Annotated in this window: 21 protein-coding genes; 2 read left to right on the forward strand and 19 right to left on the reverse strand. The window is 58.4% G+C overall.

All coding sequences use genetic code 11. The annotated features are described in order from the left end of the window. The first annotated feature begins 12 nt into the window (after positions 1–12). The gene (locus HMPREF1631_RS07270; RefSeq protein ID WP_255347280.1) at positions 13–141 is read left to right on the forward strand and encodes a hypothetical protein; all 129 of its coding nucleotides are present in this window, start codon (positions 13–15) and stop codon (positions 139–141) included. Between the two features lie 101 nt (positions 142–242). Here the strand turns inward: HMPREF1631_RS07270 and HMPREF1631_RS06280 are convergent, their stop codons facing one another. The 8 genes from HMPREF1631_RS06280 to rpsP all read right to left on the reverse strand — a co-directional run bounded on the left by HMPREF1631_RS06280 (position 243) and on the right by rpsP (position 5,490). Then, positions 243–602, reverse strand: a complete 360-nt coding sequence (locus HMPREF1631_RS06280; protein ID WP_052047198.1) for a DUF2469 family protein — start codon at positions 600–602, stop codon at positions 243–245. 4 nt (positions 603–606) lie between these two features. Further along, a complete protein-coding gene (locus tag HMPREF1631_RS06285; RefSeq protein WP_034233667.1) occupies positions 607–1,320 on the reverse strand; it encodes a ribonuclease HII in 714 nt (237 codons plus the stop codon). After that, complete coding sequence (gene lepB / locus HMPREF1631_RS06290) at positions 1,320–2,186, reverse strand: signal peptidase I (RefSeq protein WP_232215459.1); 867 nt, start codon at positions 2,184–2,186, stop codon at positions 1,320–1,322. The genes HMPREF1631_RS06285 and lepB overlap by 1 nt, the downstream gene beginning before the upstream one ends. Positions 2,187–2,321: 135 nt before the next feature. Next, positions 2,322–2,672 carry a 50S ribosomal protein L19 gene (gene rplS, locus HMPREF1631_RS06295; protein WP_034233670.1) on the reverse strand — a complete coding sequence of 117 codons (351 nt, stop codon included), beginning with the start codon at positions 2,670–2,672 and terminating at the stop codon, positions 2,322–2,324. Between the two features lie 131 nt (positions 2,673–2,803). Continuing rightward, a complete protein-coding gene (trmD, locus tag HMPREF1631_RS07030) occupies positions 2,804–4,090 on the reverse strand; it encodes a tRNA (guanosine(37)-N1)-methyltransferase TrmD (RefSeq protein WP_084707534.1) in 1,287 nt (428 codons plus the stop codon). Next, positions 4,090–4,632: a ribosome maturation factor RimM gene (rimM, locus tag HMPREF1631_RS06305; RefSeq protein WP_034233672.1), complete on the reverse strand. Its 543-nt coding sequence runs from the start codon at positions 4,630–4,632 to the stop codon at positions 4,090–4,092. Before rimM ends, trmD begins: the two co-directional genes overlap by 1 nt. A gap of 157 nt (positions 4,633–4,789) precedes the next feature. Continuing rightward, positions 4,790–5,026 (reverse strand): RNA-binding protein, encoded by a 237-nt coding sequence (locus tag HMPREF1631_RS06310; protein WP_034233673.1) that lies wholly within the window; start codon positions 5,024–5,026, stop codon positions 4,790–4,792. Further along, a complete protein-coding gene (gene rpsP / locus HMPREF1631_RS06315) occupies positions 5,026–5,490 on the reverse strand; it encodes a 30S ribosomal protein S16 (protein ID WP_034233872.1) in 465 nt (154 codons plus the stop codon). The genes HMPREF1631_RS06310 and rpsP overlap by 1 nt, the downstream gene beginning before the upstream one ends. Positions 5,491–5,861: 371 nt before the next feature. Between rpsP and HMPREF1631_RS06320 the strand changes: the two genes are divergently transcribed. Continuing rightward, positions 5,862–6,800 (forward strand): cation diffusion facilitator family transporter, encoded by a 939-nt coding sequence (locus tag HMPREF1631_RS06320; protein WP_034233676.1) that lies wholly within the window; start codon positions 5,862–5,864, stop codon positions 6,798–6,800. Here the strand turns inward: HMPREF1631_RS06320 and HMPREF1631_RS06325 are convergent. From HMPREF1631_RS06325 to HMPREF1631_RS06380, 11 genes are all read right to left on the reverse strand, one after another. Then, positions 6,721–7,695 (reverse strand): DMT family transporter, encoded by a 975-nt coding sequence (locus tag HMPREF1631_RS06325; protein ID WP_052047200.1) that lies wholly within the window; start codon positions 7,693–7,695, stop codon positions 6,721–6,723. The two genes, HMPREF1631_RS06320 and HMPREF1631_RS06325, sit on opposite strands and share 80 nt — an antisense overlap. A gap of 153 nt (positions 7,696–7,848) precedes the next feature. Next, a complete protein-coding gene (gene ffh / locus HMPREF1631_RS06330; RefSeq protein WP_034233688.1) occupies positions 7,849–9,402 on the reverse strand; it encodes a signal recognition particle protein in 1,554 nt (517 codons plus the stop codon). A 42-nt stretch (positions 9,403–9,444) separates the two neighbouring features. Beyond that, positions 9,445–10,584, reverse strand: a complete 1,140-nt coding sequence (gene ftsY, locus HMPREF1631_RS06335; RefSeq protein WP_034233691.1) for a signal recognition particle-docking protein FtsY — start codon at positions 10,582–10,584, stop codon at positions 9,445–9,447. A 113-nt stretch (positions 10,585–10,697) separates the two neighbouring features. Then, complete coding sequence (locus HMPREF1631_RS06340) at positions 10,698–11,003, reverse strand: hypothetical protein (protein ID WP_034233694.1); 306 nt, start codon at positions 11,001–11,003, stop codon at positions 10,698–10,700. 102 nt (positions 11,004–11,105) lie between these two features. Then, positions 11,106–14,690 carry a chromosome segregation protein SMC gene (gene smc / locus HMPREF1631_RS06345; RefSeq protein WP_034233696.1) on the reverse strand — a complete coding sequence of 1,195 codons (3,585 nt, stop codon included), beginning with the start codon at positions 14,688–14,690 and terminating at the stop codon, positions 11,106–11,108. Positions 14,691–14,740: 50 nt separating this feature from the next. Further along, entirely contained in the window at positions 14,741–15,157 is a 417-nt protein-coding gene (gene ndk / locus HMPREF1631_RS06350; protein ID WP_034233699.1) for a nucleoside-diphosphate kinase, read from the reverse strand. Positions 15,158–15,329: 172 nt separating this feature from the next. Further along, complete coding sequence (locus HMPREF1631_RS06355) at positions 15,330–16,832, reverse strand: folylpolyglutamate synthase/dihydrofolate synthase family protein (RefSeq protein WP_034233702.1); 1,503 nt, start codon at positions 16,830–16,832, stop codon at positions 15,330–15,332. Next, positions 16,829–20,053, reverse strand: a complete 3,225-nt coding sequence (gene ileS / locus HMPREF1631_RS06360; RefSeq protein WP_034233705.1) for an isoleucine--tRNA ligase — start codon at positions 20,051–20,053, stop codon at positions 16,829–16,831. The genes HMPREF1631_RS06355 and ileS overlap by 4 nt, the downstream gene beginning before the upstream one ends. A 384-nt stretch (positions 20,054–20,437) precedes the next feature. Then, on the reverse strand, positions 20,438–21,181 hold the full coding sequence (gene hemQ / locus HMPREF1631_RS06370) for a hydrogen peroxide-dependent heme synthase (protein WP_034233712.1): 744 nt from the start codon (positions 21,179–21,181) through the stop codon (positions 20,438–20,440). Positions 21,182–21,195: 14 nt separating this feature from the next. Further along, positions 21,196–22,275 (reverse strand): ferrochelatase, encoded by a 1,080-nt coding sequence (locus HMPREF1631_RS06375; RefSeq protein ID WP_232215460.1) that lies wholly within the window; start codon positions 22,273–22,275, stop codon positions 21,196–21,198. Further along, a complete protein-coding gene (locus HMPREF1631_RS06380) occupies positions 22,242–23,537 on the reverse strand; it encodes a glutamyl-tRNA reductase (protein ID WP_052047202.1) in 1,296 nt (431 codons plus the stop codon). The genes HMPREF1631_RS06375 and HMPREF1631_RS06380 overlap by 34 nt, the downstream gene beginning before the upstream one ends. Positions 23,538–23,583 lie beyond the last annotated feature (46 nt).

Consider the following 23,583-nt stretch of genomic DNA (forward strand, 5'->3'; position numbering starts at 1 on the left):
GAAAAGAAAACCGTGGATAATCGGGTATATGCCGAACCGATGTGGACAGCCGGGCAATACACGCAACAGCCTGCCGCGCCCGCAGAAGGCGGAACACAGCAGTCTTCGGTTTACGGCTGCGGTTTCCCGAACCGTTTTTAACGCGCCTGCGCGGATACCGGGCGCGTAGCGGTTCGAAATACTTCGGGCTTTTCGCAGTCTTGCACACAACAGATGGGCACCGATGCTTATTTCGGCAAAAACTACCCTCTGCGCAGCCTGTCTGCAGGTTCGCCGCTTCCGGGCGTATCTTCCTCCGCGGGCACGGCAGAATCTGCCCCGCGGCTTTCAATTTCCTCCACATTCACGTCTCTGAAGGTCACAATGCGCGCCGAACGGACAAATCTGTTGCGGCGGTAGGCATCCCACACCCATGCGTCGGTCAGCAGAACTTCAAAAAACACGTCCCCGTTTTCTGCGGCGCGCACCTTAACTTCCGCATCGTTTGCAAGATAGGAACGTCTTTCCGTTTCCACGGAAAAACGAAAACGCTCCGCAGCTTCGCGGTATTCGCGGTATAGGGCAAGTTCCGCCTCACAGGTGTATGTTTCGGATTCGTGCATGATTTCAGACTACCCGATTATTGTCCGAACCGCCCTGTTTTACACCCGGTATTTTCCATGACTTACGGTGCTGCGCGGACAGACCCGCCCGGCCGATTCCCGCAATATGCGCCTTCGTCGCATATCCCTTGTTTTTTTCCCAGCCGTATGCGGGGTAGCTCTGCGAAAGATCTTCCATAATCTTATCGCGTCCCACTTTGGCCAGTACCGAAGCAGCCGCAACCACGGCACACCGGGCGTCGCCTTTTACCTCCGTCTGCACCGGCAGAGCAGGGGGCAGCGGCATATCGGCAAACAGTGTGGGCGCGCTCCACCAGTCATGCGACCCGTCCAGGAGCACCAAATCGAGAGTGATTCCGCGGGCCCGCAAATCTTCCGCGCCGCGCGCGGCGGCTATCTGCATCGCCCCGACAATACCGTATCTGTCAATCTCCGGCGCCTCGGCGTATCCCACGGCCGCGGCCTTTACCCACTGTATGCAAGGCTCCGCCAGATTTTGGCGCATCCGCGGGGAAAGAAGCTTTGAATCGCGCAGACGGCAGGGAAAGCCGTCATCCGTGTTTGCGTCAACAACGCATATTCCCACTCCGACGGGACCGGCAATCGCACCTCTGCCGACTTCGTCCACACCTGCCAGGTTCACACTGCGCCCCGCCCGGCGGGAATACCGTGCCAGCAGTTCCTTCTCCGTCGCCCGGGAAGGGAGGGTCTGTGCCATTATCTGTCTTTCGCCGCCGGCACCCGGCTGAAAACGGAAGATTCGTCTTTCAGCCGCGCAAACCGGTCGAAGGGATACATTCTCAGCCAGGCTCTTCCTTCCACATTTTTAATCGGCACGAAACCGAATCCGGAATACTTCTGATGAAAACGCGAATCTTTTGAATTGGAGCGGTTATCTCCCATTACCCACAGATGGCCCGCGGGAACGGTTACATTAAATTCCGTATCCGAGGGAGCCGCACCGGGATACAGGTAGGGCTCGGTAATTTCCCTGCCGTTGATTTTCAGTTTTCCGTTTGCCGAACAGCATTCAACATGATCTCCCGGCATTCCGATTATCCTTTTTACAAGATGGTTGCCCGCATTGCGCGGAAGAATACCGATCGCCTGCCCAAAACGGTTAATATATTTCCCCGGGCCCGTGGGCTCCTGCAGCTGCACTCCCGCCAGCCAGTTATTGGGGTCGATAAAAACAACGACGTCCCCGCGGTGCAGCCTGCTCTCCGAATTGGCAAGTTTATTGACCAAAATCCGATCGTCCGTGATTAAGGTCCGGGCCATTGATTCGGAAGGAATTTCAAAGGGCTGAATCAGGTATGTTTTCAGCAAAACCGCCACAAACAGCGAAATAACGGCCACCACAAAAAATTCGAAAATACTGCCGAAAATCCGTGCCGGCAGACTTTTCCGCGGCTTTTCCCGTTTTGTTTCCAATTCTTCCAATCGGTCTTCGGCATCCTGCGCATCTTCGTCATGGTGTGCGGGGCGCACGGCGGGAAGAAACGACGGCGGCATTTCGCCGTTCTCTTCCGTATCCGTATCCGGAAACGAATCCTGCATATTCATAGAAAACCAATCAGCCAAAAGTTTTTTTTCGCTATTCATATTACCCTGTGCAGCCACAGAGTTTGGCGAACACCCCCGCCGAATGTGCAGCGTTGCATAAAATTTCCCCCACGGGTGTGCCCGCGGGGGAAATACGCTGTGTGTGGCGGATGTTTATGCGTCAACACGCTTTTCTTTAATCTTTGCCGCCTTGCCGTGACGTTCACGCAGATAGTACAGCTTCGCCCGGCGCACCTTTCCGCGGGTCACAACCTCAATTGCATCCACGTTCGGAGAATGCAGCGGGAACGTACGCTCCACTCCCACACCGAAAGACGACTTGCGCACGGTAAAGGTTGCACTCACGCCGTCCCCGCCTTTGCGGGAAATAACCACGCCCTGAAAAACCTGAATACGGTGCCGGTTGCCTTCCACAACCTTCACGCTTACCTTTACGGTATCGCCCGCCCTGAACTGCGGACGCTCAACGGTATGTGACTGTGTAACTTTGCGAAGAAGTTCCATGATTCATCTTTTCTCACCCTGCACGCAGGTCAGAGTGGGGTTGGGGATTTTTCAATCCGGTTTGCAAACTCATCGGAATGCTCCTCCCCTGCGGCAGATTTCGCATTCACAAAGATGAGACAACTTAATTATTATTCCACACTTAACGGAAAAACCATAGTTATATCTGTTTTTCCCCGCCCGCCGGCAATGTGATTCCCCTCATTGCCGCTCACGGCTGCGGGAAATATCCCCCGCACCTGCCTAAACCCCAGACTCCGGTAATAACGCTGCAGATCCCTGTTTCCTTTTTCCACGCGAAGATACAGACAGGAGTATGCCAAATTCTCCGCTTCGCTGCGCAGGGCATGCACGCTCCGGGCGGTGAATCCGACACGGAAACGGTCGGTATCCCAGGCGGGATCAAACACCGGCTGCAAAACACAGGCCGGAGAATGCCCGTCTTCCCCGTTCTTTGGCGAAACACATTCCCCGGCGGCGGACACAAAAGCGCAGGCAACCGTTTTTCCTTCGTACACAGCCGTATAAACATACTGTGCCCCAAGATCCGCCGCAGATGCGCACATCTGCGAAAACGCAGGCAAAGAACCCGGCCGCGCCTCCCCCGGCCCGGCAAAATCGGCTTTCCCGAATTCCGTTTTGCACAGCCGCGCCTCCCCCGGCCCGGCAAACCACCCGTATTCCGCCAGCACTTCCAGGTCACGGGCACCGAGGCGCGCACAGGAAAGATTTTGGATCAAATCGGGACGGCGCCGACAGGTTTTGCGCAGTGCCTCGTCTCTGCGCCAACGCTCCACGGCACCGTGATTTCCCGAAGTCAGCACTTCCGGTACGCGAATCCCGCGAAACACGGCAGGACGCGTATAAATCGGATATTCCAAAATTCCTTCTGCGCCGTGCGACTCTTCCGTCAGGGAATCCGGGTTGCCCACCATCTTCGGCAGCAGCCTGGAAACTCCTTCCACAAGCGCCACTGCCGCGACTTCCCCGCCGTTAAGCACATAATCACCCAGGGAATACTCAAATACCTCAAGATCTCTCTGCTGCGCGTAATACTGCGTCACACGCGAATCTATTCCCTCATAGCGTCCGCAGGCAATAATGATCTGCCGGGCCCGGGAAAGACGCAGCAAATCGTTTTGCCGCAGCGGTTTTCCCGCCGGCGAAGGCACGGCCAGCACGGCTTTCCCGGCTCCGCGCACACTGTCGACAGCTGCGGCCCAAACCTGCGGGCGCATTACCATTCCCGCGCCGCCGCCATAGGGAACATCGTCCACGCTGTGATGCACGTCGGAAGTCCAGTCACGCAGATTGTGCACGTCAACGCGGATAATGCCGCGCTCCTGCGCCTTACCCACCAAAGAACAGTCCAATGCCGAAAAAAACTGCGGAAAAATAGTAAGAATACTGAAATGCATTATGCCTTCTCCGCAGCATCCCCGCCGATTTGCGGACCGTCTTGGGAAAACAGCCCGCAGGGCGCGTCGATCACCGCACGGCGGCCCTCCGGATCAACTTCCGTAACAATTTCTTTTACGAAAGGAACCTGCACCACCCGTCCGCCGGGCTCGGTAACAAGCAGCAAATCCTGCGCGGGCATGGGCTGCAGACCGGATACCGTGCCCAGTTTGCGGCCCTGCGGATCCAGTGCCTCCAAACCGAGAAGCTCATGCTCGTACCACGCATCTTCTTCCTGCGCAGTTTCATCCGATTCAATCACCAGCTGCACGCCGCGCAGCGATTCGGCCGCCGTGCGGTCCGATATCTGTTCAAATTTCGCATACGTGCCGCCCCTGTGGGAACGTACCGAAAGTATCCGCAGGGGGCCTGCCGCCGCGGGCTCGGTTTCAATCTCCGTGCCGGGAACGAATCTTTCCTCCGGCACATCGGTACGCACGTCAAGTTTAACTTCTCCCTTTAAACCGTGCGCCGCGCCGATCACAGCCACCAATAACCGCATTTACACTCCTCGCAACAGCTCGCATTTACTTAATAATATACGAAAGACATCCCGCACGGCTTATACCGCGGCCCACAGATCCGCCATTTGCCGGAAACATTCGCCGAAAAACACGAATGACCCGCGCATAAACGCAGGTCATTCGCAAAAAATCAGTTCAGCGGTCGGTTTCGATAACGTCTACCCGCACCGAACCGTTCGTAGACAGCGCATTGATCACCGTACGCAGGGCTTTTGCGGTGCGCCCGTTGCGCCCGATAACCCGCCCCAAATCCTGCGGGTTCACTCTTATTTCAAGCAGTTCGCCGCGCCGGTTGGTGTGTCCGGTTACCTCGACATCGTCGGGATGGTCAACAATCCCGCGGACCAAATGTTCAAGAGCTTCGGCCAGCATTAGGCTTCCTCGGATTCGGATGCCTGTTCTGCACTCTCAGCCGCTTCGGCCTGTGCGGCCGCTTTTGCTTCGGCTTCGGCCTTCTCGCGGGCCGCGGCCTTCTGTGCGCGGCGCTTTTCGGCATCGTCCTGAACAGCCTGCACTGCTTCCTCACGCGCCTTCTGCAGATCAACCTTTTCCACGGTCTTCAGCGTCGAACCGCCTTCCAGGCCTTTTGCCGCCTGCCAGTCGCCGGTGATCTTCAGCTGCGCCAGCACCGGCTCGGTCGGCTGTGCGCCGACGGAAATCCAATACCGGGCACGTTCGGAATTGATATCGATGGTAGAAGGCTCCGTATTGGGGTTGTAGAAACCAATCTCCTCAATTACGCGCCCGTCGCGCTTCTTCCGCGAATCCACCACAACCACGCGGTAAATGGCTTCACGGATCTTACCCATACGCTTTAAACGAATTTTGACTGCCACCTGTGCGGTCACTCCTAGTTCTTTTGCTTGCGGAAAACACCTTGCCCGGTGGGAACACGGACTCCGAATCTTCCTAACTTCGGGACCGGCCGGACAAGAGAGGGCGTCCGACCCGCACCCAAGGTACCCAATAATTGTGCCGGATTCCGGCGGAAAATTACAGCTATCCGCCAAACTGCACGGTGGTACCGCTCACGGAAAGTTTCTGTGACCCGACACATAAAATCTGCCGCACTGCCGTTCGCCCGCAAAAACTTTTCCGAAGGTCGGAGTAAAACCAAATTATTCGGTCCTCCGCACTGTGCGCAAACACTCACCGCAGCGCGGACGGCGGGCGTGCAAAACCCACATAAAATCAGCACAATGAAACTATGTACGGTACAAAAACGGAAAACGGAAAACCTGCCGATCTCACGCATTTCGCCTGGGTCTCCATCCTCGCCGCCCTTGCCACGATTGCATTAAAAACGGGCGCATATCTCATCGTAAACTCCGTCTCCCTGCTTTCGGACGCAATGGAATCCACAGTAAACCTCGTTGCCGCGGTCATTGCCCTGATCACACTGAAACTGGCGGCAAAACCGGCAGATGAGCGCTACACTTTCGGCAGAAGCAAGGCGGAATATTTTTCTGCGGCGACGGAAGGCGCAATGATCTTCGGCGCGGCGGCACTGATCATTTTTTCCGCCGCCTGCCGCCTGATCTACCCCTCCGAGCTGTCACACATCGGATGGGGTCTTGCCGTGTCCCTCGTCCCCACGCTGATCAATGCGGTTACCGGCGTATATCTCCTCCGTGCGGGGAAAAAATACGATTCTCCGGCATTGCAGGCAGACGGAAAACATTTGTTCACCGACGTTGTCACCACCTGCGGCGTGCTTGCGGGCGTCGCCGTGATCTGGGCCACGGGAGTGGAAATTCTTGACCCGCTGATCGCAATTCTTGTTGCTCTGAACATCGTCCACATCGGAATCGGTCTCATCCGTTCCGCGCTTGCCGGTTTAATGGACGTAACCCTCCCGACGGAGGAGAATGCCAAAATTGTGGAGGTTTTGCAGTCCCTGCGCACAAAGGAAATCGATTTTCACGGCCTGCGCACCAGGCGCTCGGGCAGACAGCGTTACATCTGCCTTGACGCACAGGTGCCGGATGACTGGACGGTACGCCGGGGGCACGACTTCGCAATGAAAGTGGAAAAACTGATTGCCGGCAAAATAAAACACGCGGAAGTCACGATTCACATCGAACCGATTTCCGATCCCGCTTCCTATGAAGACATCCCCGAGGGATTCGTACCTTTAGATTCCTGAAACCCGGTTTCTTCCCCATCTCGCACACCAGCGCCGAGCCGAGCACGAGAACGGCCCCCACAAGACCCAGCAGCGTCAGCCGCTGATTCAGAACCGCCGCGGAAAGGATCAGTGCCGTTACGGGGTCCAGATAGCTGACGAACGCCACAGTCTGCGCCTTCAGATAAGTCAGCGACCCGAAATGAAACAGGTAGGCAACCGCGGTGTGCACGACACCCATCGTCAGCAGCAGGCAGAGCGTAGACCCGGTCAGCGCCGAAAGCGGAAAACCGCCGATCACGCAAAGATACGGCACCATGGTTGCCGTGGCCGCCGCCAGCTGCACCAGCGTCTTTTCCGCCGCGCCCACGTTCCGCAGAATCTTGTTTACGATCACCACAACCGCATAGGCAAAACCGGCGAACAGCGCCAAAAATATCCCCGTCAGACTTTCCCCTCCCGGAATACCGGTTTCAAATACGCCGGAAACCAGCACCATTCCGAAGAGCGAAACGGGCACGCACACGGCTTTTCTGAGCGTAAAGCGTTCATGGAGAACAAACGTGGCCAAAATAATCACAATCGTCGGTTCCAGGTAGCAGCACAGAGTGGCAACCGGGACGCCCGTATAAATATACGCCTCAAAGATACAGACCCAGTTTGCGCCGATCAGAATTCCGGAGCAGCACAGAAGCAGCAGGGTTTTGCGGCTGCAGGAAAATCTGATTCTTTTCCCCGACATGCGCATATACGCCAGCAGAAACAGACACCCGACCGCTCCCCTGAAAAACACGATCCAGGCCGAGGGAAGCGGTATAAACTCCCGGAAAATTCCAATCGACCCGAAAATCAGCGCACTTGCCACAAGCATCGACAAAGATTTCGCATATTCTTCTTTGCTCCGCCGCTTTTCCATATTAATTTTCTTCTCCCCCGCCTTCATGCCGTATGCGAATAAACGGCAAATTTTTGTATGAAGCCACCATTTTAAAATACGGCATGCCTCACTTGCCGGCTTATCCGGGCCGATGAGACGTAAACAACGCACTAAGGTGCGGAAACACACTCCCTAACGGAGATATTTTGCAAGCGCCGCGAGGTCTGCCTCCGGAGTTTCCTCTTTCGGCACTACCCCAAATGCGTTGCCCGCTTTCTCTTTGCCCTTCAGGGCCGCCAGTTCCTGCTGCCGGCGTTTTGCCGGATTGCCCGAACGCCCTTTCTTTGAACCGGAAGTGCGTCTGCCATTCTTTTTCTTCTGCTTTTTCGTATATCCTCCGCCGACACCCGGCATTTTCGGCATTCCCGGGACCGCCGGCATTTGGCCGCCGCGCGACATATTCCGCATCATTTTCCTGGCGGCGTCGAACCTGTCCATCAAAGAGTTTACTTCCTGCACCGTTGTGCCCGAACCGCGGGCAATGCGCTGCCGGCGCGAAGCATTTAGAATCTTCGGATCCGTGCGTTCGGCTTTCGTCATTGACCGGACGATGGCTATCTGCCTGTCAATTTCCCGCTCGTCAAAATTGTCCAGGGCCTCCCGGTATTGGTTCATGCCCGGAAGCATCCCCATAATTTTTTTCATCGATCCCATTTTGCGCATCTGTGCAAGCTGATCAAGGAAATCATCGAGAGTGAAACTGCCGTCCGCCATTTTTCGGGTCAGATCCCGGGCCTGTTCTTCATCCCAGGTTTTTTCCGCTTTTTCAATCAGCGTCAGCAGATCGCCCATATCGAGAATGCGCGAAGCCATCCTGTCGGCATGAAAACGTTCGAAGGCGTCGGGTTTCTCGCCCGTGGAGGCAAACAGAACCGGCTTGCCCGTCACTCCCCTCACCGAGAGGGCGGCACCTCCGCGGGCATCGCCGTCAAGTTTGGAGAGCACGACGCCGGTGAATCCCACGCCGTCGCGGAAAGCCAGCGATGTGTTTACCGCATCCTGCCCCACCATGGCGTCGAGCACGAAAAGAATTTCGTGCGGATGCACCGCGTCGCGGATACGGCATGCCTGGTCCATCATTTCGGCATCGATTCCCAAACGGCCCGCGGTATCCACGATCACCGCCGAAAAACCGTTCTGCCGGGCATACTCCACACCGCTGCGCGCTACTTCAACGGGGTCGCCGACGCCGTTGCCCGGCTGCGGTGCCCATACTTCCACGCCTGCCTGCTGTCCGACGATCTGCAGCTGATTAACCGCATTCGGACGCTGCAGATCGGAGGCAACCAGCAGCGGGCGCTTTCCGTTTTCGCGCATCCATCTTCCGAGTTTTCCCGCGAGAGTGGTTTTTCCCACGCCCTGCAGACCGGCAAGCATAATTACCGTCGGTTCCCCGTGCGCCCAATTAAGTTCGCGGGTATCGCCGCCCAGCGCTTCGATCAGTTCTTCGTTGACGATTTTGATTACCTGCTGTGCGGGGTTCAGCGCCCGGGAAACAAGTGCGCCGGTTGCTTTTTCCCGTACGCCGGCCGTAAATGAACGGACTACGGGCAAAGCCACGTCGGCCTCCAGCAGCGCCCGGCGGATATCGCCGATTACCGCTTCCACATCCGATTCGCGCAGACGCCCCTGCTTACGCAGATTGCGCAAAGAATTGGTGATACGGTCCGAAAGAGAATTAAACATTGTTTGCCCCGGTTCTGTCTGCGGTATGTATGTCGGAAAGTGTTATTTGCTCAGTAAGGAATCCACAAATTCCTCCGGTTCGAAGGGTACCAGATCATCCGGCCCTTCTCCGAGACCCACGAATTTTACGGGTACGCCCAGTTCACGCTGAACCGCGATCACGATTCCGCCTTTTGCCGTACCGTCGAGTTTGGTCAGCACGATTCCGCTCAGTCCCGTCACCTCGCCGAAAACGCGCGCCTGCTGCAGTCCGTTTTGCCCTGTGGTGGCGTCCAGGACCAGCAGCACCTCCGTGACGGGAGCCTGTTTTTCCATAACCCGTTTTATTTTTCCCAGCTCATCCATCAGCCCTGCCTTATTTTGCAGCCGGCCCGCCGTATCCACCAGCACCGCATCCGCCTGCGCGGCACATCCCGTTTTTACGGCGTCAAACGCAACGGAAGCCGGATCCGCGCCTTCCTTTTCGGAGCTTACAACCTGTGCGCCCACACGCTGCCCCCACGTCCGCAGCTGCTGTGCGGCGGCGGCACGGAATGTGTCTGCCGCGCCCAAAACAACCGTTTTTCCCTCCGAAATAAGGAAACGGGCAAGTTTGCCTGCCGTGGTGGTTTTCCCCGTTCCGTTTACTCCGACCAGAAGCACACAGTCCGGCACTTTTGCGCCCTCTTCTTTCCGTCCGGAAGCTAGGTTAAGTTCGCGCGATTTGTCCGTATGTACCAGCTTCAGCAGCTCCGAGCGCAGAAGAGTGCGCGCATCCGCGGCGTCTTTGCCCTGTATCTGCATTTCGCGGCGCAGGCTGTTCAGCAGTTCGTCTGTCGCGTCCACACCCAGATCCGCCATGAGCAGAGTCTCTTCAAGTTCTTCCCAGTCCTGTGCGCAAAGCTTATCTTTCGCCAAAATTCCCAGCAGAGCCCGGCCAAAAGCGCCGGAAACCGCCAGCCGGGCGCGCAGACGCCGCATTCCGGAAAGCGGGGGCTGCGTACCCTGCGCAGCGGCAGACGTCTCCGCAGTTTCCCGCAAAGAAGATACCTGCGCCGAAGAAAGATCTTCCGCAGTCTTTTCTTCCCCCGCGCACTGCGCGCCGCGGCGGGAATGCTTCTTTATTGCCAAAACTGCGGCGGCGGCAATGCACAAAACCAACACTGCCCCCAGAACGAGACAAAGAATCAAGGCGGTATTCATGTTTTCATTTTCTCCTACGGGAAACACAATTGCCAAAGATTTTGCAAAATCTTTGGCAATTTCACTTCATTGCTGTTTCTCCTGCCCGCGCGGGGCACCCGCACGGAAAGGATTCACAGGGCGGTTTCGGAAAACTTTTTCCGCAGATAGGTCGGAGTCAGATCCGATACGGTCTCGTTGATTTCCTCAAGGGTAAGATAACCCTGCGTGGCGCTCGGAAAAGTCTCAAACATTTTCGTAACCGAAGTCTTGTCGTGTTCGACTTCAAAGCGCGTCTCTTTGAATTCGTTGTTCTTCCATGCGGCAAACGAATCTTCTATCAGCCGGCCCGTTTCGGCCGCTTTCTGCTCACCGAGCAGAACATAAATCACATACCCGGCGAGGGCAATAATCAGGAACGAAAAAATTATAATCCACACATTTCATTTCTAAACTATTTCTCCTCTCCAGTCACTGCACACGCCGATACTTTTACGTATTTCACATGCTTTATAACGGCTTGATAACAACGAAAGATCGTTTTATAACATTGCCGCTATTTCTTTCAGCCGCTGCGAAACCACACCCGTTACCCCCTGCTCTTTCATCGCCACTCCGTAAAGAGCGTCGGCGATCTCCATCGTCCGCTTCTGATGCGTAATCACCAGCAGCTGGGAACGGTTTTGCAGTTCGCGGAAAATATCAAGCAGACGCGACAGATTGACGTCGTCCAAAGCCGCTTCCACCTCGTCCATCACATAGAAAGGCGAAGGGCGGGCCTTAAAAATAGCCACCAGAAACGCAATCGCGGTCAGGGAACGCTCCCCGCCGGAAAGCAGAGACAGACGCCTGACGCGTTTCCCGGGAGGCCGGGCCTCAATTTCCACCCCCGTAGTCAGCGCGGACTGCGGTTCGGTAAATACCAGCTGCCCTTTTCCGCCGGGGAAAAGACGGGAAAAAATATCTTTGAATTCCCTTGCCACATCCGCCAGTGCGGTGCGCATTATTTCCTCTACACGGGCATCGACGTCTTTCACGATTTTTTGCAGATCGGCCCGTGAAGCGTGCAGATCCTGCAGCTGCCCGGTGAGATACTTCAGGCGTTCCTCCAAAGCAGCGTGCTCTTCCAAAGCCAGAGGATTTATCTTTCCCAGACGGGCCAGGGCGCGCGTCGCCTGTTCCAGACGTTTTTCCTGCTGTTCGCGCACAAAAGGCATTTCTCCGCCTTCCGGGGTGGGGACCGGCAGATGGGGTCCGAATTCCTCGATCAGCACCCCGGCGTCCATTCCCGTATCTTCTGCGGCTTTGGACGCAAGCTGCCCGCACTGCTCCCGAAGCCGGGCCAAAACCAATTCGCGCGCGTGGGCCTTTTCTTCCAGCTCACGGATCTGCTGCAAGAGCCCGTCCACGAGTCTGCGGGCACAGGCCAGTTCCTTCTCCCGCCGGGCACGCTGTTCTTCGGCCTCCTTTTGCCGCAGTTCCGTCTGCAGCAAAATCTCTTTTGCCCGGGCCAGCGCCCGATCGGCGTCTTTCCCGATCCGCTGCGCGGTCAAAGACGCCTGCGCCCGGCGCTGCGCGGCGCGCTGCTCGGCGGCAATACGTTCCTGCACGGACTGTGCCGTGCGCTCAAGGGCATCGGCTTTTCCTGCCTGTGCACGCAGACGTTCTTCGCGTGTGCGCAGGGCCAGGCGCGCCTGCGTTTCCGCGCCGCGCGCAGCCACGGCAGTTTTGTGCGCTTCGGCGCGGCTGTGCTCAAACTCCGCTATCCGATTCGGAATATCTGCGCAAGTGCCCTCCGAAAGTTCTTTTTCCCGGAGAAGTTCGTCCCGCTGTGCGCGCAGAGACTCCAGATCGTCCCTTATTTTCTGCCCGCGGGCGGCGCTGCGCGCAAGTTCTTCCTCCACTGCGCGCAGAGACTGACGCAGCACTCCCAACTGCGCACCCGCCGCGCCGAGCTGTGCGTCGCGGGCATTGAGACGTGCCGCCAGAGCCGCGGATTTTTCTTCCGCGCGGGAAAGACGCTCCGCGGCGGCGGACAGTTCCCCGCGCAGACGCTGCGCCTGCCTCTGCGCGTCCTCCGTATGCCCAAATGCTTCCGCACAGAGCGCCGCCCGGGCAAGAACGGCCGTGTAATCGGTCTGCCCGCCGCGCACATGATACGGGGTGAGTACGTCGCCCGCGGGAGTGGCAACACGCTGCGCACCCTGTTTGAGCAGGGCTTCGGCAACTGCCAGATCGGCGGCCAGAATCGTGCCGTCCAGGATCATTCTTACCGTCCGGGCCGCACTTCCCTCTCCCTGCACGGCTTCGGCCGCCAATATCGCCTGCGTTTTGCCGAAACCCGAGTGTTTCAGCACTGCCGCGCCCGCGCGCCGGCCGGCAGACTCTTCCGGCTGACCTTCCGCCGGGTTTTTGGGTTTGCCGACCAGAATTTCCACACGTCCGGCACCTCCGCTGCGCGCGGCCCGCAGCACGTCAACGGCATCTTCCGCCGATCCGCCCACAATTGCGCAGGCGGCTGCCGGAAGTGCGGCCTCGATACCGGCTTCCCAGCCGGGCATAATTTTGATCGCGTCGCGGACCAGACCTTTAATCCCCTGTTTGTATTCGGCAAGGACCCACGCCGAAGCGTCCTGCGGCTCAAGCGACATTTTCAGCGTTTCGGCTTTTGTTTCCCACTGCACCGCCGCAGTCTGTGCGGCGGAAAAATCCCGGCGCAGCTTTTCCGCGGCGTCTTTTGCATCCTGCAGCTCCCGTGCGGCCTGTTCGTGTGCGGAGGAAAGAGTGTCGTCCCCGTCCGTATGCGCAACAATTTCCTGTTCCAGCCGCGCCGCCCGGCCGGCGGCCTCTTTTTTCCGCTCCTGCGCTGCCTGCGCGGCATTTTTTACGCGTTCAAGCTCCTCGCTCAGGGCCTCGATACGCGACTTTACCGCTTCCGTTCTGCCCGCTATCGCGGCTTCCGTTTCTTTTTTGTCCGACAGTGCCCGGTTCAGCGAAGAGAGCCGCGTCTGTATCCCGCGTTCGTCCTCTTCGGCACGTTCGCGGCGGGCAACTGCCGCCTGCAGCGCGTCGCGGGCGGCATCCACTTCCCGTGTCAGTTCTTCTTCCCGTTCCCGCGCCCGGGCGGCACGCTCGCGGATCTGCGCCGGAGATTCGCCCCGCTGCCCATTTGGACCGGGAACTGAAAGCGAGCGCCCGCGCTCCCCGGCAAGCTCGCCCAAAGCACGGAATCTTTCCGTCAGTGAGACGAGACGCTGCCGGGACTCCGTGAGGAGAAAAAGATTCGGGCCGGCGTGATCCGCTTCTGCCTGCAGTTCTTCCACAGACGCACGTGCCCGGGCGATCTGCGTATCCAATTCTTCCTGCCGCGCCCGCAGATCCTGCCCGTCGGATTCCTGCCCGGCAAGACGAGCCTGCGCACGGGCAAGATCGTCGGCAAGCAGCCGCGCCCGGGCGTCAAATACCGTGCGCTGAATCGTCTCCGCCCTGCGTGCGGTTTGAGCCTGCCGCGCCAAAGGACCCAGCTGCCGGCGCAGTTCGGCGGTAAGGTCTTCGATCCGCGTCAGGTTCGACTGCATTGATTCGAGCTTGCGCAGGGCCTTGTCTTTCCGCTGCCGGTGTTTTATCACCCCTGCCGCTTCTTCAATGAATCCGCGCCGCTCCTGCGCCGAAGCCGTAAGAACCCCGTCCAGTTTTCCCTGCCCGACAATCACGTGCATTTCCCTGCCCATTCCGGTGTCGGAGAGCAGCTCCTGGATATCGAGCAGACGGCACGCCGTACCGTTGATGGCGTATTCGGAGCCGCCCGAACGGAAAAGCGTTCGCGTAACGGTTACTTCCGAATACTCGATGGGAAGGACGCCGTCGGTATTGTCGATCGTCAGGGAAACCTCGGCGCGCCCCAAAGCAGGGCGTTTTGCCGTGCCGGCGAAAATCACATCAGCCATCTGCCCGCCGCGAAGGTTCTTTGCCCCCTGTTCGCCCATCACCCACGCCAGAGCGTCGACCACATTCGATTTTCCGGACCCGTTCGGCCCGACCACGCAGTTGATCCCCGGTTCAAATTTCAGCACGGTGGACGCCGCAAACGACTTAAACCCGCGTAAAACCAATGTTTTCAGATGCACTGACGATTCGTTTCCTGTCTGTGTTTTTTAAAATGCCGGCCGGCGGCGTTTTACTCGTCTCCGAACCAGATTGAGATTTCCCGCCGCGCAGCCTGCGGGGAATCGGAAGAATGAACGAGATTAAACACGCCGTTTTCCCATGACCTGCCCAAATCTCCCCGGATTGTGCCCGGTGCGGCCTCGGTCGGATCCGTCGCCCCGCAAAGTGTGCGCACTGCCTGTACCACGCGGTCGCCCGCAATAATCGCCGCAACAATAATTCCCGACTTCATATACTCCGCCATTCCGGGATAGAACGGCTTTTCCACGTGTTCGGCATAATGCCGCGCGAGCAGTTCGTCCGTTGCCCGCACTGTTTTCAGTGCCTGAACCGTGTATCCCTTCGCCTCGAACCGGCGCAGGATCTCACCGATGAGACCGCGCTGCACACCGTCGGGTTTTACCAAAATCAACGTCTGTTCACCCATGTGTCCATCATAGCGAAAACAGCTGCCGAAGGGCGAGCGGTTAGGCGTTTCGTCCCTGCGGCGGGACGGAAAGCACGATCCGTCCCGCATTTTCTCCCGCACGGGAAAGCGGCATTTCGGGCAGCGGATCTGCCGCTGCCCCTGCCGCACCCGCCGGCGGGCGAACGCAAGACTACTGCGAATCGGGACGGTAGGCACCCAACAGATCGCGGGCCGCGCCGGCAAGCTGAATAGAGCCGATCACCACCACACTCGCGGGCGAAACCGCCTGCGGATCCGCCGTTTCCGCCAAATCCGCGGCACGGGAAATCGCATTGCCCAAATCCGGCTCCGTAAATACGCGCTCCGCTCCGAAAATCCCCGCTGCGGTTTGCGCCAGATCATCCGCATCCGCGGCCCGCTCCCCGTCCATCTGCGTCACCACAACAGCCGCAAACGCCGGTTCAAGAACCGTGAGCACACCCTCAATATCCTTATCCGCCATCGCGGAAAACACCGCCACACGCGGACCGGGAAAACTTTCTTCCAGCACGTCCACGCTGACTTTCGCTCCCGCCGGATTGTGTGCGGCATCCACCAGTATCAAAGGCGAACTTTTAACAATCTCCATTCTTCCCGGGGAAGAAGTCGCCATCCAGGCATGCTCTGCCACATCGCCGGAAAGCGCGCCGCCGCCGAAAAAGGCTTCCGTGGCCATCAGCGCCGCCGCTGCGTTCTCCGCCTGATATGCGCCGAACATCGCCAGCGGAATATCACGGTAGACAGCCGCCGGCGTACGCACGGTCAGCAGCTGCCCTCCCACCGCCGGTTCCCGGTGCTCCACGGAAAAATCACGTCCGGCAAGATAAAGCATCGCTTTTTGCTCTTTTGCCCAGGCAACGGCCATCTCCGTCACCTCCGGTACCTGCCGGGCGCAGACCAGCGTCTTGCCCGGATGCAAAATTCCCAGCTTTTCCGCGGCAATTTCCTCCACGGTCGATCCCAGCCACTGCTGATGGTCCAGAGCTACCGGCATCAGCATCGCCACATCGGCCTGCAGCACATTCGTTGCGTCCCATCTGCCGCCCATGCCGACTTCCACAACGGCAACATCAATCGGCCGCATGGCAAATGCCGAATAGGCCATCACCGTAAATACCTCAAAAAACGAAAGACGGGAACCCCCTTCCGCCACGGAACGCTCATCAACCAGTTCTATCGCCCGGCGCACGTCTTCCCAGGTATCAACGAACTCAGCCGGGGAAATTGCCTGCCCGTCAAGCACAATCCGTTCGCGCACGCTGTGCAGATGCGGCGAAGTAAACCGACCCGTGCGCAGACCGCGCTCGCGCAGCAGAGCTTCCGTCATCCGCGCGGTGGACGTTTTTCCGTTTGTGCCCGTAATGTGAATTGTGCGGAAGGTATCCTGCGGACGCCCCAGCAGATCCAGGCATGCCTCCACCCTTTCGGTTGAAGGCTGCACTTTATGCTCGGGCGCACGCCGGATAATTTCACGGTATATCTCTTCTACCTGTGATTCCAAAGCCAGATCGTTAATCGGTGCCGCGGAGGGATCCGCGGCGTGCATGACGTCCTCAAGCACGCTCGGATCCGGCCCGACAATCAGACCCGAACCGAGCAGCGCCCTGAGCGCCGCCAGGTCCGCATCCGGCTCGGAGTCATGCGATTTATTCACGCAAGAGCCTCCACTTTCACAGTGATCTGCGCGGCGCCGCCGCTCACATCGGCCTGCAGAGCCAGCGTTTCTGCTTTGATCATCTCCAGATTTGCCCGTACCGCCTCCACTTTGTCGTCCGGCACCTGCAGCTGCAGACGGATTCTGTCGGCAACATGCAAACCGTCGGCTTTACGCCGGTCCTGCACCGCACGGATCACGTCACGCGCGTAGCCTTCCGCCTCCAGCTGCGGAGTCAGAACCGTATCGAGAACCACGAAACTTCCCGAGTTCAGCACGGCAGCCACGGAACCCGCCTCTGCCCTGACCACAGTGGCCAGTTCGTACTGATGCGGAAGAAGCACGGTCGGCGGATCGATCAGCATCTTCACGCCGCCTTCAACCGGTTCCCACTGTCCGGCTTTTGCCGCCTTAAACAGCGCAGAGGTAAGTTTGCGCACCGAGGGATCCAGCTCGCGCGGAAGCACTGTGAGCTCCCGGCTGATTTCCAGACCGGACTGCCGGGCAGAGAGAATCTTCACCTCTTTCACGTTCACTTCCGTGGCAATGAGCTGTGCAAACGGACGCAAATCCTGTTCGGTGACGATTGAAAGGCTCCGCAGCGGCTGACGCACGCGCAGTCTATTGGCTTTCCGCAAAGCATGCGCGTTGGACACCACGTCACGTACCTCATCCATCACCGTTACCAGATCCTGCGCTCCGGGAAGCTGCGGCAATTCCGGCCAGTCGGTAAGGTGCACGGAGCGTCCGCCCGTCAGGCCGCGCCAGATTTCCTCGGAAATCATCGGCAGCAGCGGCGCAACAACCCGGCACAGCGTCTCCAGTGCGGTATAGAGAGTATCGAACGCGGCACGGTCCTCGTTCCAGAAACGGTCTCTGGAGGTACGCACATACCAGTTGGTAAGCAGATCCAGATAATCCCGCACAGCCTGCGCCGCCGAGGGGATGTCCAGACCGACAAAATAATCCCGCACGGTATCCGCCAGTTTCCCGGTGCGGGCAAGCAGATATCTGTCCATCACATCAAGACGCCCGGAGGCGGCCGGATCCGTCAGATCAAGCTTTTGCGCCAGATAGCCTTTTCCGCCGTCCACGGTTGCGGCATACAGGGCGAAGAAGTAATAGGAATTCCAGATCGGCAGAATCACGTGCCGGACCGCTTCGCGGATTCCCTCTTCGTTCACCACCAGATTTCCCCCGCGCAGCACAGGCGAGCTCATCAGCATCCAGCGCACGGCATCGGATCCGTACAGGTTGTACATATCCATCGGATCGGGATAGTTGCGCAGCGACTTCGACGCCTTGCGCCCGTCGTTGCCCAGCACGATTCCGTGGGAAATGCAGGAAGTAAAGGCAGGCTTGTCGAACAGGGCCGTGGCAAGCACGTGCATCACATAAAACCATCCGCGCGTCTGGCCGATGTATTCAACGATGAAATCGCCCGGGAAATGATTTTCAAACCAATCCTCGTTTTCAAACGGGTAATGTTTCTGTGCCCAGCTCATCGAACCGGAATCGAACCAGACGTCGAGAATGTCGTCGATCCGGCGCATGGTCGATTTGCCTGTCGGATCGTCCGGGTTCGGCCGGGTCAGTTCGTCAATAAAGGGACGGTGCAGATTCGGCTTTCCCTCGCGGTCCAGCGGCAGACGTCCAAAATCGCGTTCCAGCTCGGCAAACGAACCGTATACGTCAATTCGCGGATACTCGGGATTATCCGACTTCCACACCGGAATCGGCGTTCCCCAGTAGCGGTTGCGCGAAATCGACCAGTCGCGTGCGCCTTCCAGCCAGTTGCCGAAAATTCCGTCCTTGATGTGTTCCGGCATCCAGGTGATCTGCCGGTTGAGTTCGACCATTCGGTCACGGAACTGCGTAACCGCCACGAACCACGAGGTAACGGGCTTGTAAATCAGCGGTTTGCGGCAGCGCCAGCAATGCGGATAGGAGTGCACGTGCGACTGCTCGCGGACCAGAACGGATCTGTGCGCGGGTTCGATGCGCGCCAGAGGGCCCGTGCCGTCGCGCAGATCGTTTATAATCGGACGGTTCGCGTCAAAGACCTGCATCCCGGCATAATCCGAAATCCGGCTGAAGAACTTCGCCCCGTCGTCCACCGTTTCGATCACTTTAATGTCGGCTTTTGCCAGCACATCCATATCTTCTTCGCCGTAGGGTGCGATATGCACCAAACCGGTGCCGTCTTCCGTGGAAACGTATTCGGCGGCAACAATCTGCCAGGCGTTCTTCCCGGGGGCATCTTCTTCCCGGCTGTAGTAGTCATAAATCGGATAATAGAACTTCCCCGCAAGGTCACGGCCTTTGCAGCGCGCCACCACATTCGGCGTTTCGCCCAGTTCTTTGGCGTAGGCCGCCACGCGGGATTCGGCAATCAGCACTTTCTCCCCCGCCAGCGGACCGTCTTCGGGCATTACCGTCAGATAATCGATATCCGGGCCCACGGCAATAGCCAGGTTGGACGGGAGCGTCCACGGCGTGGTTGTCCAGATCAGCGCCAGCTCCCCGGTTTCCGTGCGCAGCCCGACGGTAACGGTCTGATCCTGGCGGTCCTGGTAGACGTCGTCATCCATTTTCAGTTCGTGGTTGGACAGCGGAGTTTCGTCATTCCAGCAGTAGGGCAGCACCCGGTAGCCTTCGTACACGAGACCCTTGTCGTACAGACGCTTAAACCCCCAGATCACCGATTCCATGAATGTGGGATCGAGAGTTTTGTATCCGCCGTCGAAATTAACCCATCTTGCCTGTCTGGTAACGTATTCTTTCCATTCCCCCGCATAGGTCATCACCGAGGAACGGCAGGCGTCGTTGAATGCCTCGATTCCGTATTTGCTCTCGATTTCGGATTTGTCCTCGATGCCGAGAATCCTCTCTGCTTCGAGTTCCGCGGGCAGGCCGTGCGTATCCCAGCCGAAATCGCGTTCCACCTTATGCCCCAGCTGTGTCTGGAACCTGGCCACAAGATCCTTCACATACCCGGTGAGCAGGTGTCCGTAGTGGGGAAGACCGTTTGCGAACGGCGGACCGTCGTAAAAGACAAATTCATTGGAGCCTTTTTCGCCCGTTTCGCGGTTGTCTACCGAAGCCTGAAAAGTTCCGTCTTTTTCCCAGTAGGCGAGCACTTCCTCTTCCAGATGGGGAAGATCTACGGACGCAGCCACATCCTCTGCCCGATGTAGGGGATATTTCTTCTGTTCGCTCAATTTAACTCCTCGATATTGTCCAATCGAGGACGATCAGCGCGTTTGCGCTCACCGCGGTACCACCCCGCTTGCCCCGGCAGCGCCCGCCACGGCGGACCTGCCGAAACCGCTCATTAACGGATGTTCACGGATCCGACCCGTCGGTTCTACTGACGGCGGATTCCCGCCGCGTTCTTCCGAAGGCTCCCCGGTGATAGCCGGATCAATGCCGCGTTGGTTTTCAACTGTTTTCCAATATAGCGAATTAGGATACGTCCGACAAAAGAAAACGGTGTGGTCTTAACCATTGAGACATCCTGCCGCCGGCAGCCGGACAGAGCCGCGCGGACGGAAAAATGCGGCGGCATGCCGGGCATGCCGCCGCACAGACAGGGTTTTTCCGCCTCACATCACCGGCTGGCGTTTCACCCATTCTTCCAGTTCAACGCGCGGACCGGTAAAGAAAGGCGTATCCTCGCGCACAAACAGACGCGCTTCGGCGTCACGCTGTTTGCGCAGCACGCTCATAATCCGGTCCAGGGAATCGGCCTCCAGGGCAATCGTCCATTCGTAATCCCCCAGGGCAAATGCCGCCAGCGTGGATACCTGCACATCCATGTGGTCGCGTCCGTTCAGCCCGTGTTCTTTCAGAATCGCGCTGCGCCGCGCCTTGGGCAGATAATACCAGTCCCAGCTGCGCACAAACGGATATACCGCGCAGTAGGGGCGCGGGGCAATTCCCCCGAAACAGGCAGGCAGATGCCGGGGATTAAATTCCGCGGGTTTGTGTGCCGCCATTGCCGACCAGACCGGTTCGAGGCACTGACCCAGATCCGATTTTACCAACGCATGGTAGGCAGCCTGCAGCTTATCCGCGCTGTCGCTCAGCGCCCACAGCATCAGATCCGCGTCCGCGCGGAAACCGCCCACATCATACCAGCCGCGGATCTCCACTCCTGCCGATTCCACGGCTTTCTGTGCCGCCTGCGCCAATTGTGCGAGACCGTCGGGCTTCGGCGGCATTGCCAGACGGAACACCGTCTGAAGCGAAAAATTATCCCGTGCGTTTACCTCATCCGGGTCAATTCCCGTTTTGTCGCGCGGATCGGGAATGTATCTGCCGTGTCCGTGCTGCTGTACGTCGTCCATGATGTATCGCCTTTCTAACCGTTAATTTTTTTTCCTGTGAAAACCGTGGGCAAAAACGTGTAATTTTTCTGCGGCACGCAGCACTGCGCGCCGCATTCGGCATCCCACACCTGCGCAAGGCAGTGTTTCGCATTTCCCCGCACCAAATCCGCCAAACCGCGGACAAATGCCGGATGCGTGCCCAGTGTGGGAATTCTCAGATAATCGAGTTTCAGTTCCCGGGCCGTCTGCGCCGCTTCCGTGTCCAGATCGTAAACCACTTCCATATGATCGGTGATGAAACCGATCGGAAACACCGCCACGGATTTTACCCCGTCTGCGGCAAGGGCACGCAGACGGTCGTTAATATCGGGTTCCAGCCAGCGCTGGCGCGGACTGCCGGAGCGCGAGCAGTACGCCAGATCAAGACGGATTTCCCGCCCCAGATTCCGGCTTACTTCCCTGCACAGCAGAGAACCGAAAAGTTCGTGCTGACGGCGGTAGGAAGGTTTCGTTTCGCAGGCCGAATTTTCCTCCATCGTCAGCGGAATGGAATGCGTGACGCACACCAGATGCGTTTCCCCGCGCCCGCGCAGCGCACGGGTTACGGTGTCCGCGGCCGCGTCCAGCATTCCCTGAAGCGTATAATACGTCTCTATTTTTCGCAGCCTGAATTTGGATGCCGTTTCAACCTGCGACAATGCCGCCGCGATATCCTCTCTGTACTGTCTGCATCCCGAATAGGAAGCATATGCGGAGGTAAACAGACACGCCACCCGGTACAGTCCGCGGCGGGCCAGGTCTTCGAGCGCGTCGGTAAAATACGGCGTCCAGTTCCGGTTGCCCACGGTAACCGGAATTCCCAACTCCGCCTCCAGGGCGGCCCGCAGTTCCTCATTGCGTTCGTTGATCGGGCTTGCTCCCCCAAACAGGGCATAATGTTTGCTCACGGCAATCAGCCGCTCGTCCGGAATACCCCTGCCGCGCGTGGCATTGCGCATGAAGGGCAGCACTTCGTCCATCGCGCGCGGCCCGCCGTAACTGCACAGCAGGACCGCATCCGTCTTTTCCCGGAAATCCATCAGCTCTCCCGTATCCGCCGGTCGGGCACGCATCCGTTTTCAGCTGCCGCGGAAGACAGCTCCACTCCGAATACGGCGTGCAGGGCCTGCAGATACTCCCACTGCTCACCGGCTACCGCCGCTTTTCGCACACCCACGGAGGGAATATGCGCAACCCTGTTGGCAAAATGGCGCAAAGCATACTCCAGGTCGGCTTTCGTATAGGTGTCTTTGCACGGGATCCGCTCTATTTCTTCGGCGCACATTCCGCCGATAAAGGAACGCAGCGCCACAACTGCGGAGTCGGCCCTGCATGCGGTGAGTTTCCGTTCCAGATCCGCCACACCGCGGGAGATAATCTCCTTTGCCGCCTCAAGGTGTTTCACGGCCACTTCCGGAACGGATTCTTTTACCGTTTCCAAATCTATCAGCTTTATAAAAGGCAGGCTGCGCGCCGTTTTCTCCACGTCTCTCTGCAATGCCAGGTCCAGAATGGGAAGAACCGAGGTGCGGCGGTCTCCGATATCCGCAAGCTGCCCATAGGTGAGAACCGGCGCATTCAGTCCGCGGCAGGAAATCACCAAATCACAGCTTTGCAGCATTTGGGGCAGATCGGCATCCGAAACCGCCTGCACGTTATGGGAGCGCGCAAAGAGCTGCGCCCGGCCCGATTTGGAATACACCGCAATCCGCTCTATCTGCCGCGCCCGCAGTGCTGCCACGCCGGCTCCCGCATATGCGCCTGTGCCCAGCAGAAGCACCGATACCCGGGCGGGATCGTTTTCCCAGACGTCACGGCACAGATGCAGTGCCTGGGCAACCACCGACCTTCCGGCACTGGCCAGGCCCGTATTGCGCGCCACCTGCCTTGAAGTATGGAGCGCCGCCTCCGTTATCCGGTTCAGGGCGGCACTCGAGGTATGGGCATTGATCGCGCGCAGATGCGCCCTGCGCAGCTGACCGGTGATTTCCCTTTCCCCGACCACCATCGAGTCCAGTCCGCACGCCACCCGGAAAATGTGGGTAATTGCCTCTGTTCCGGAAGCGAACAGCGGCTGCGGCGCGCCCGGGGACGTGCCCTGCGCCGCGGAGGGCGGAAAGAATGTGCCGCACAGCAGCTCCCGAATCTGTTTTTCCGCGCCGGCGCCCACTTCAAGATACACATCCACCCGGTTGCACGTAGACAGAGTGAGAAATCCGCGCACCTCCGGCTGGATTTCCAGCATCTCTTCCACCCGGGGCAGACGCGCCGCGGCACAGGCCACATCTTCGAGACAGTGGGTTGTGTGATGAACGGAAGCACTGAGAATAGTCACGCTAACTATTCAAGCAGATTCCCGGGCGGATTCCCAATTTTGGGCA

The organism is Arcanobacterium sp. S3PF19 (genome assembly GCF_000758825.1).
Taxonomy (GTDB): Bacteria; Actinomycetota; Actinomycetes; order Actinomycetales; family Actinomycetaceae; genus Arcanobacterium_A.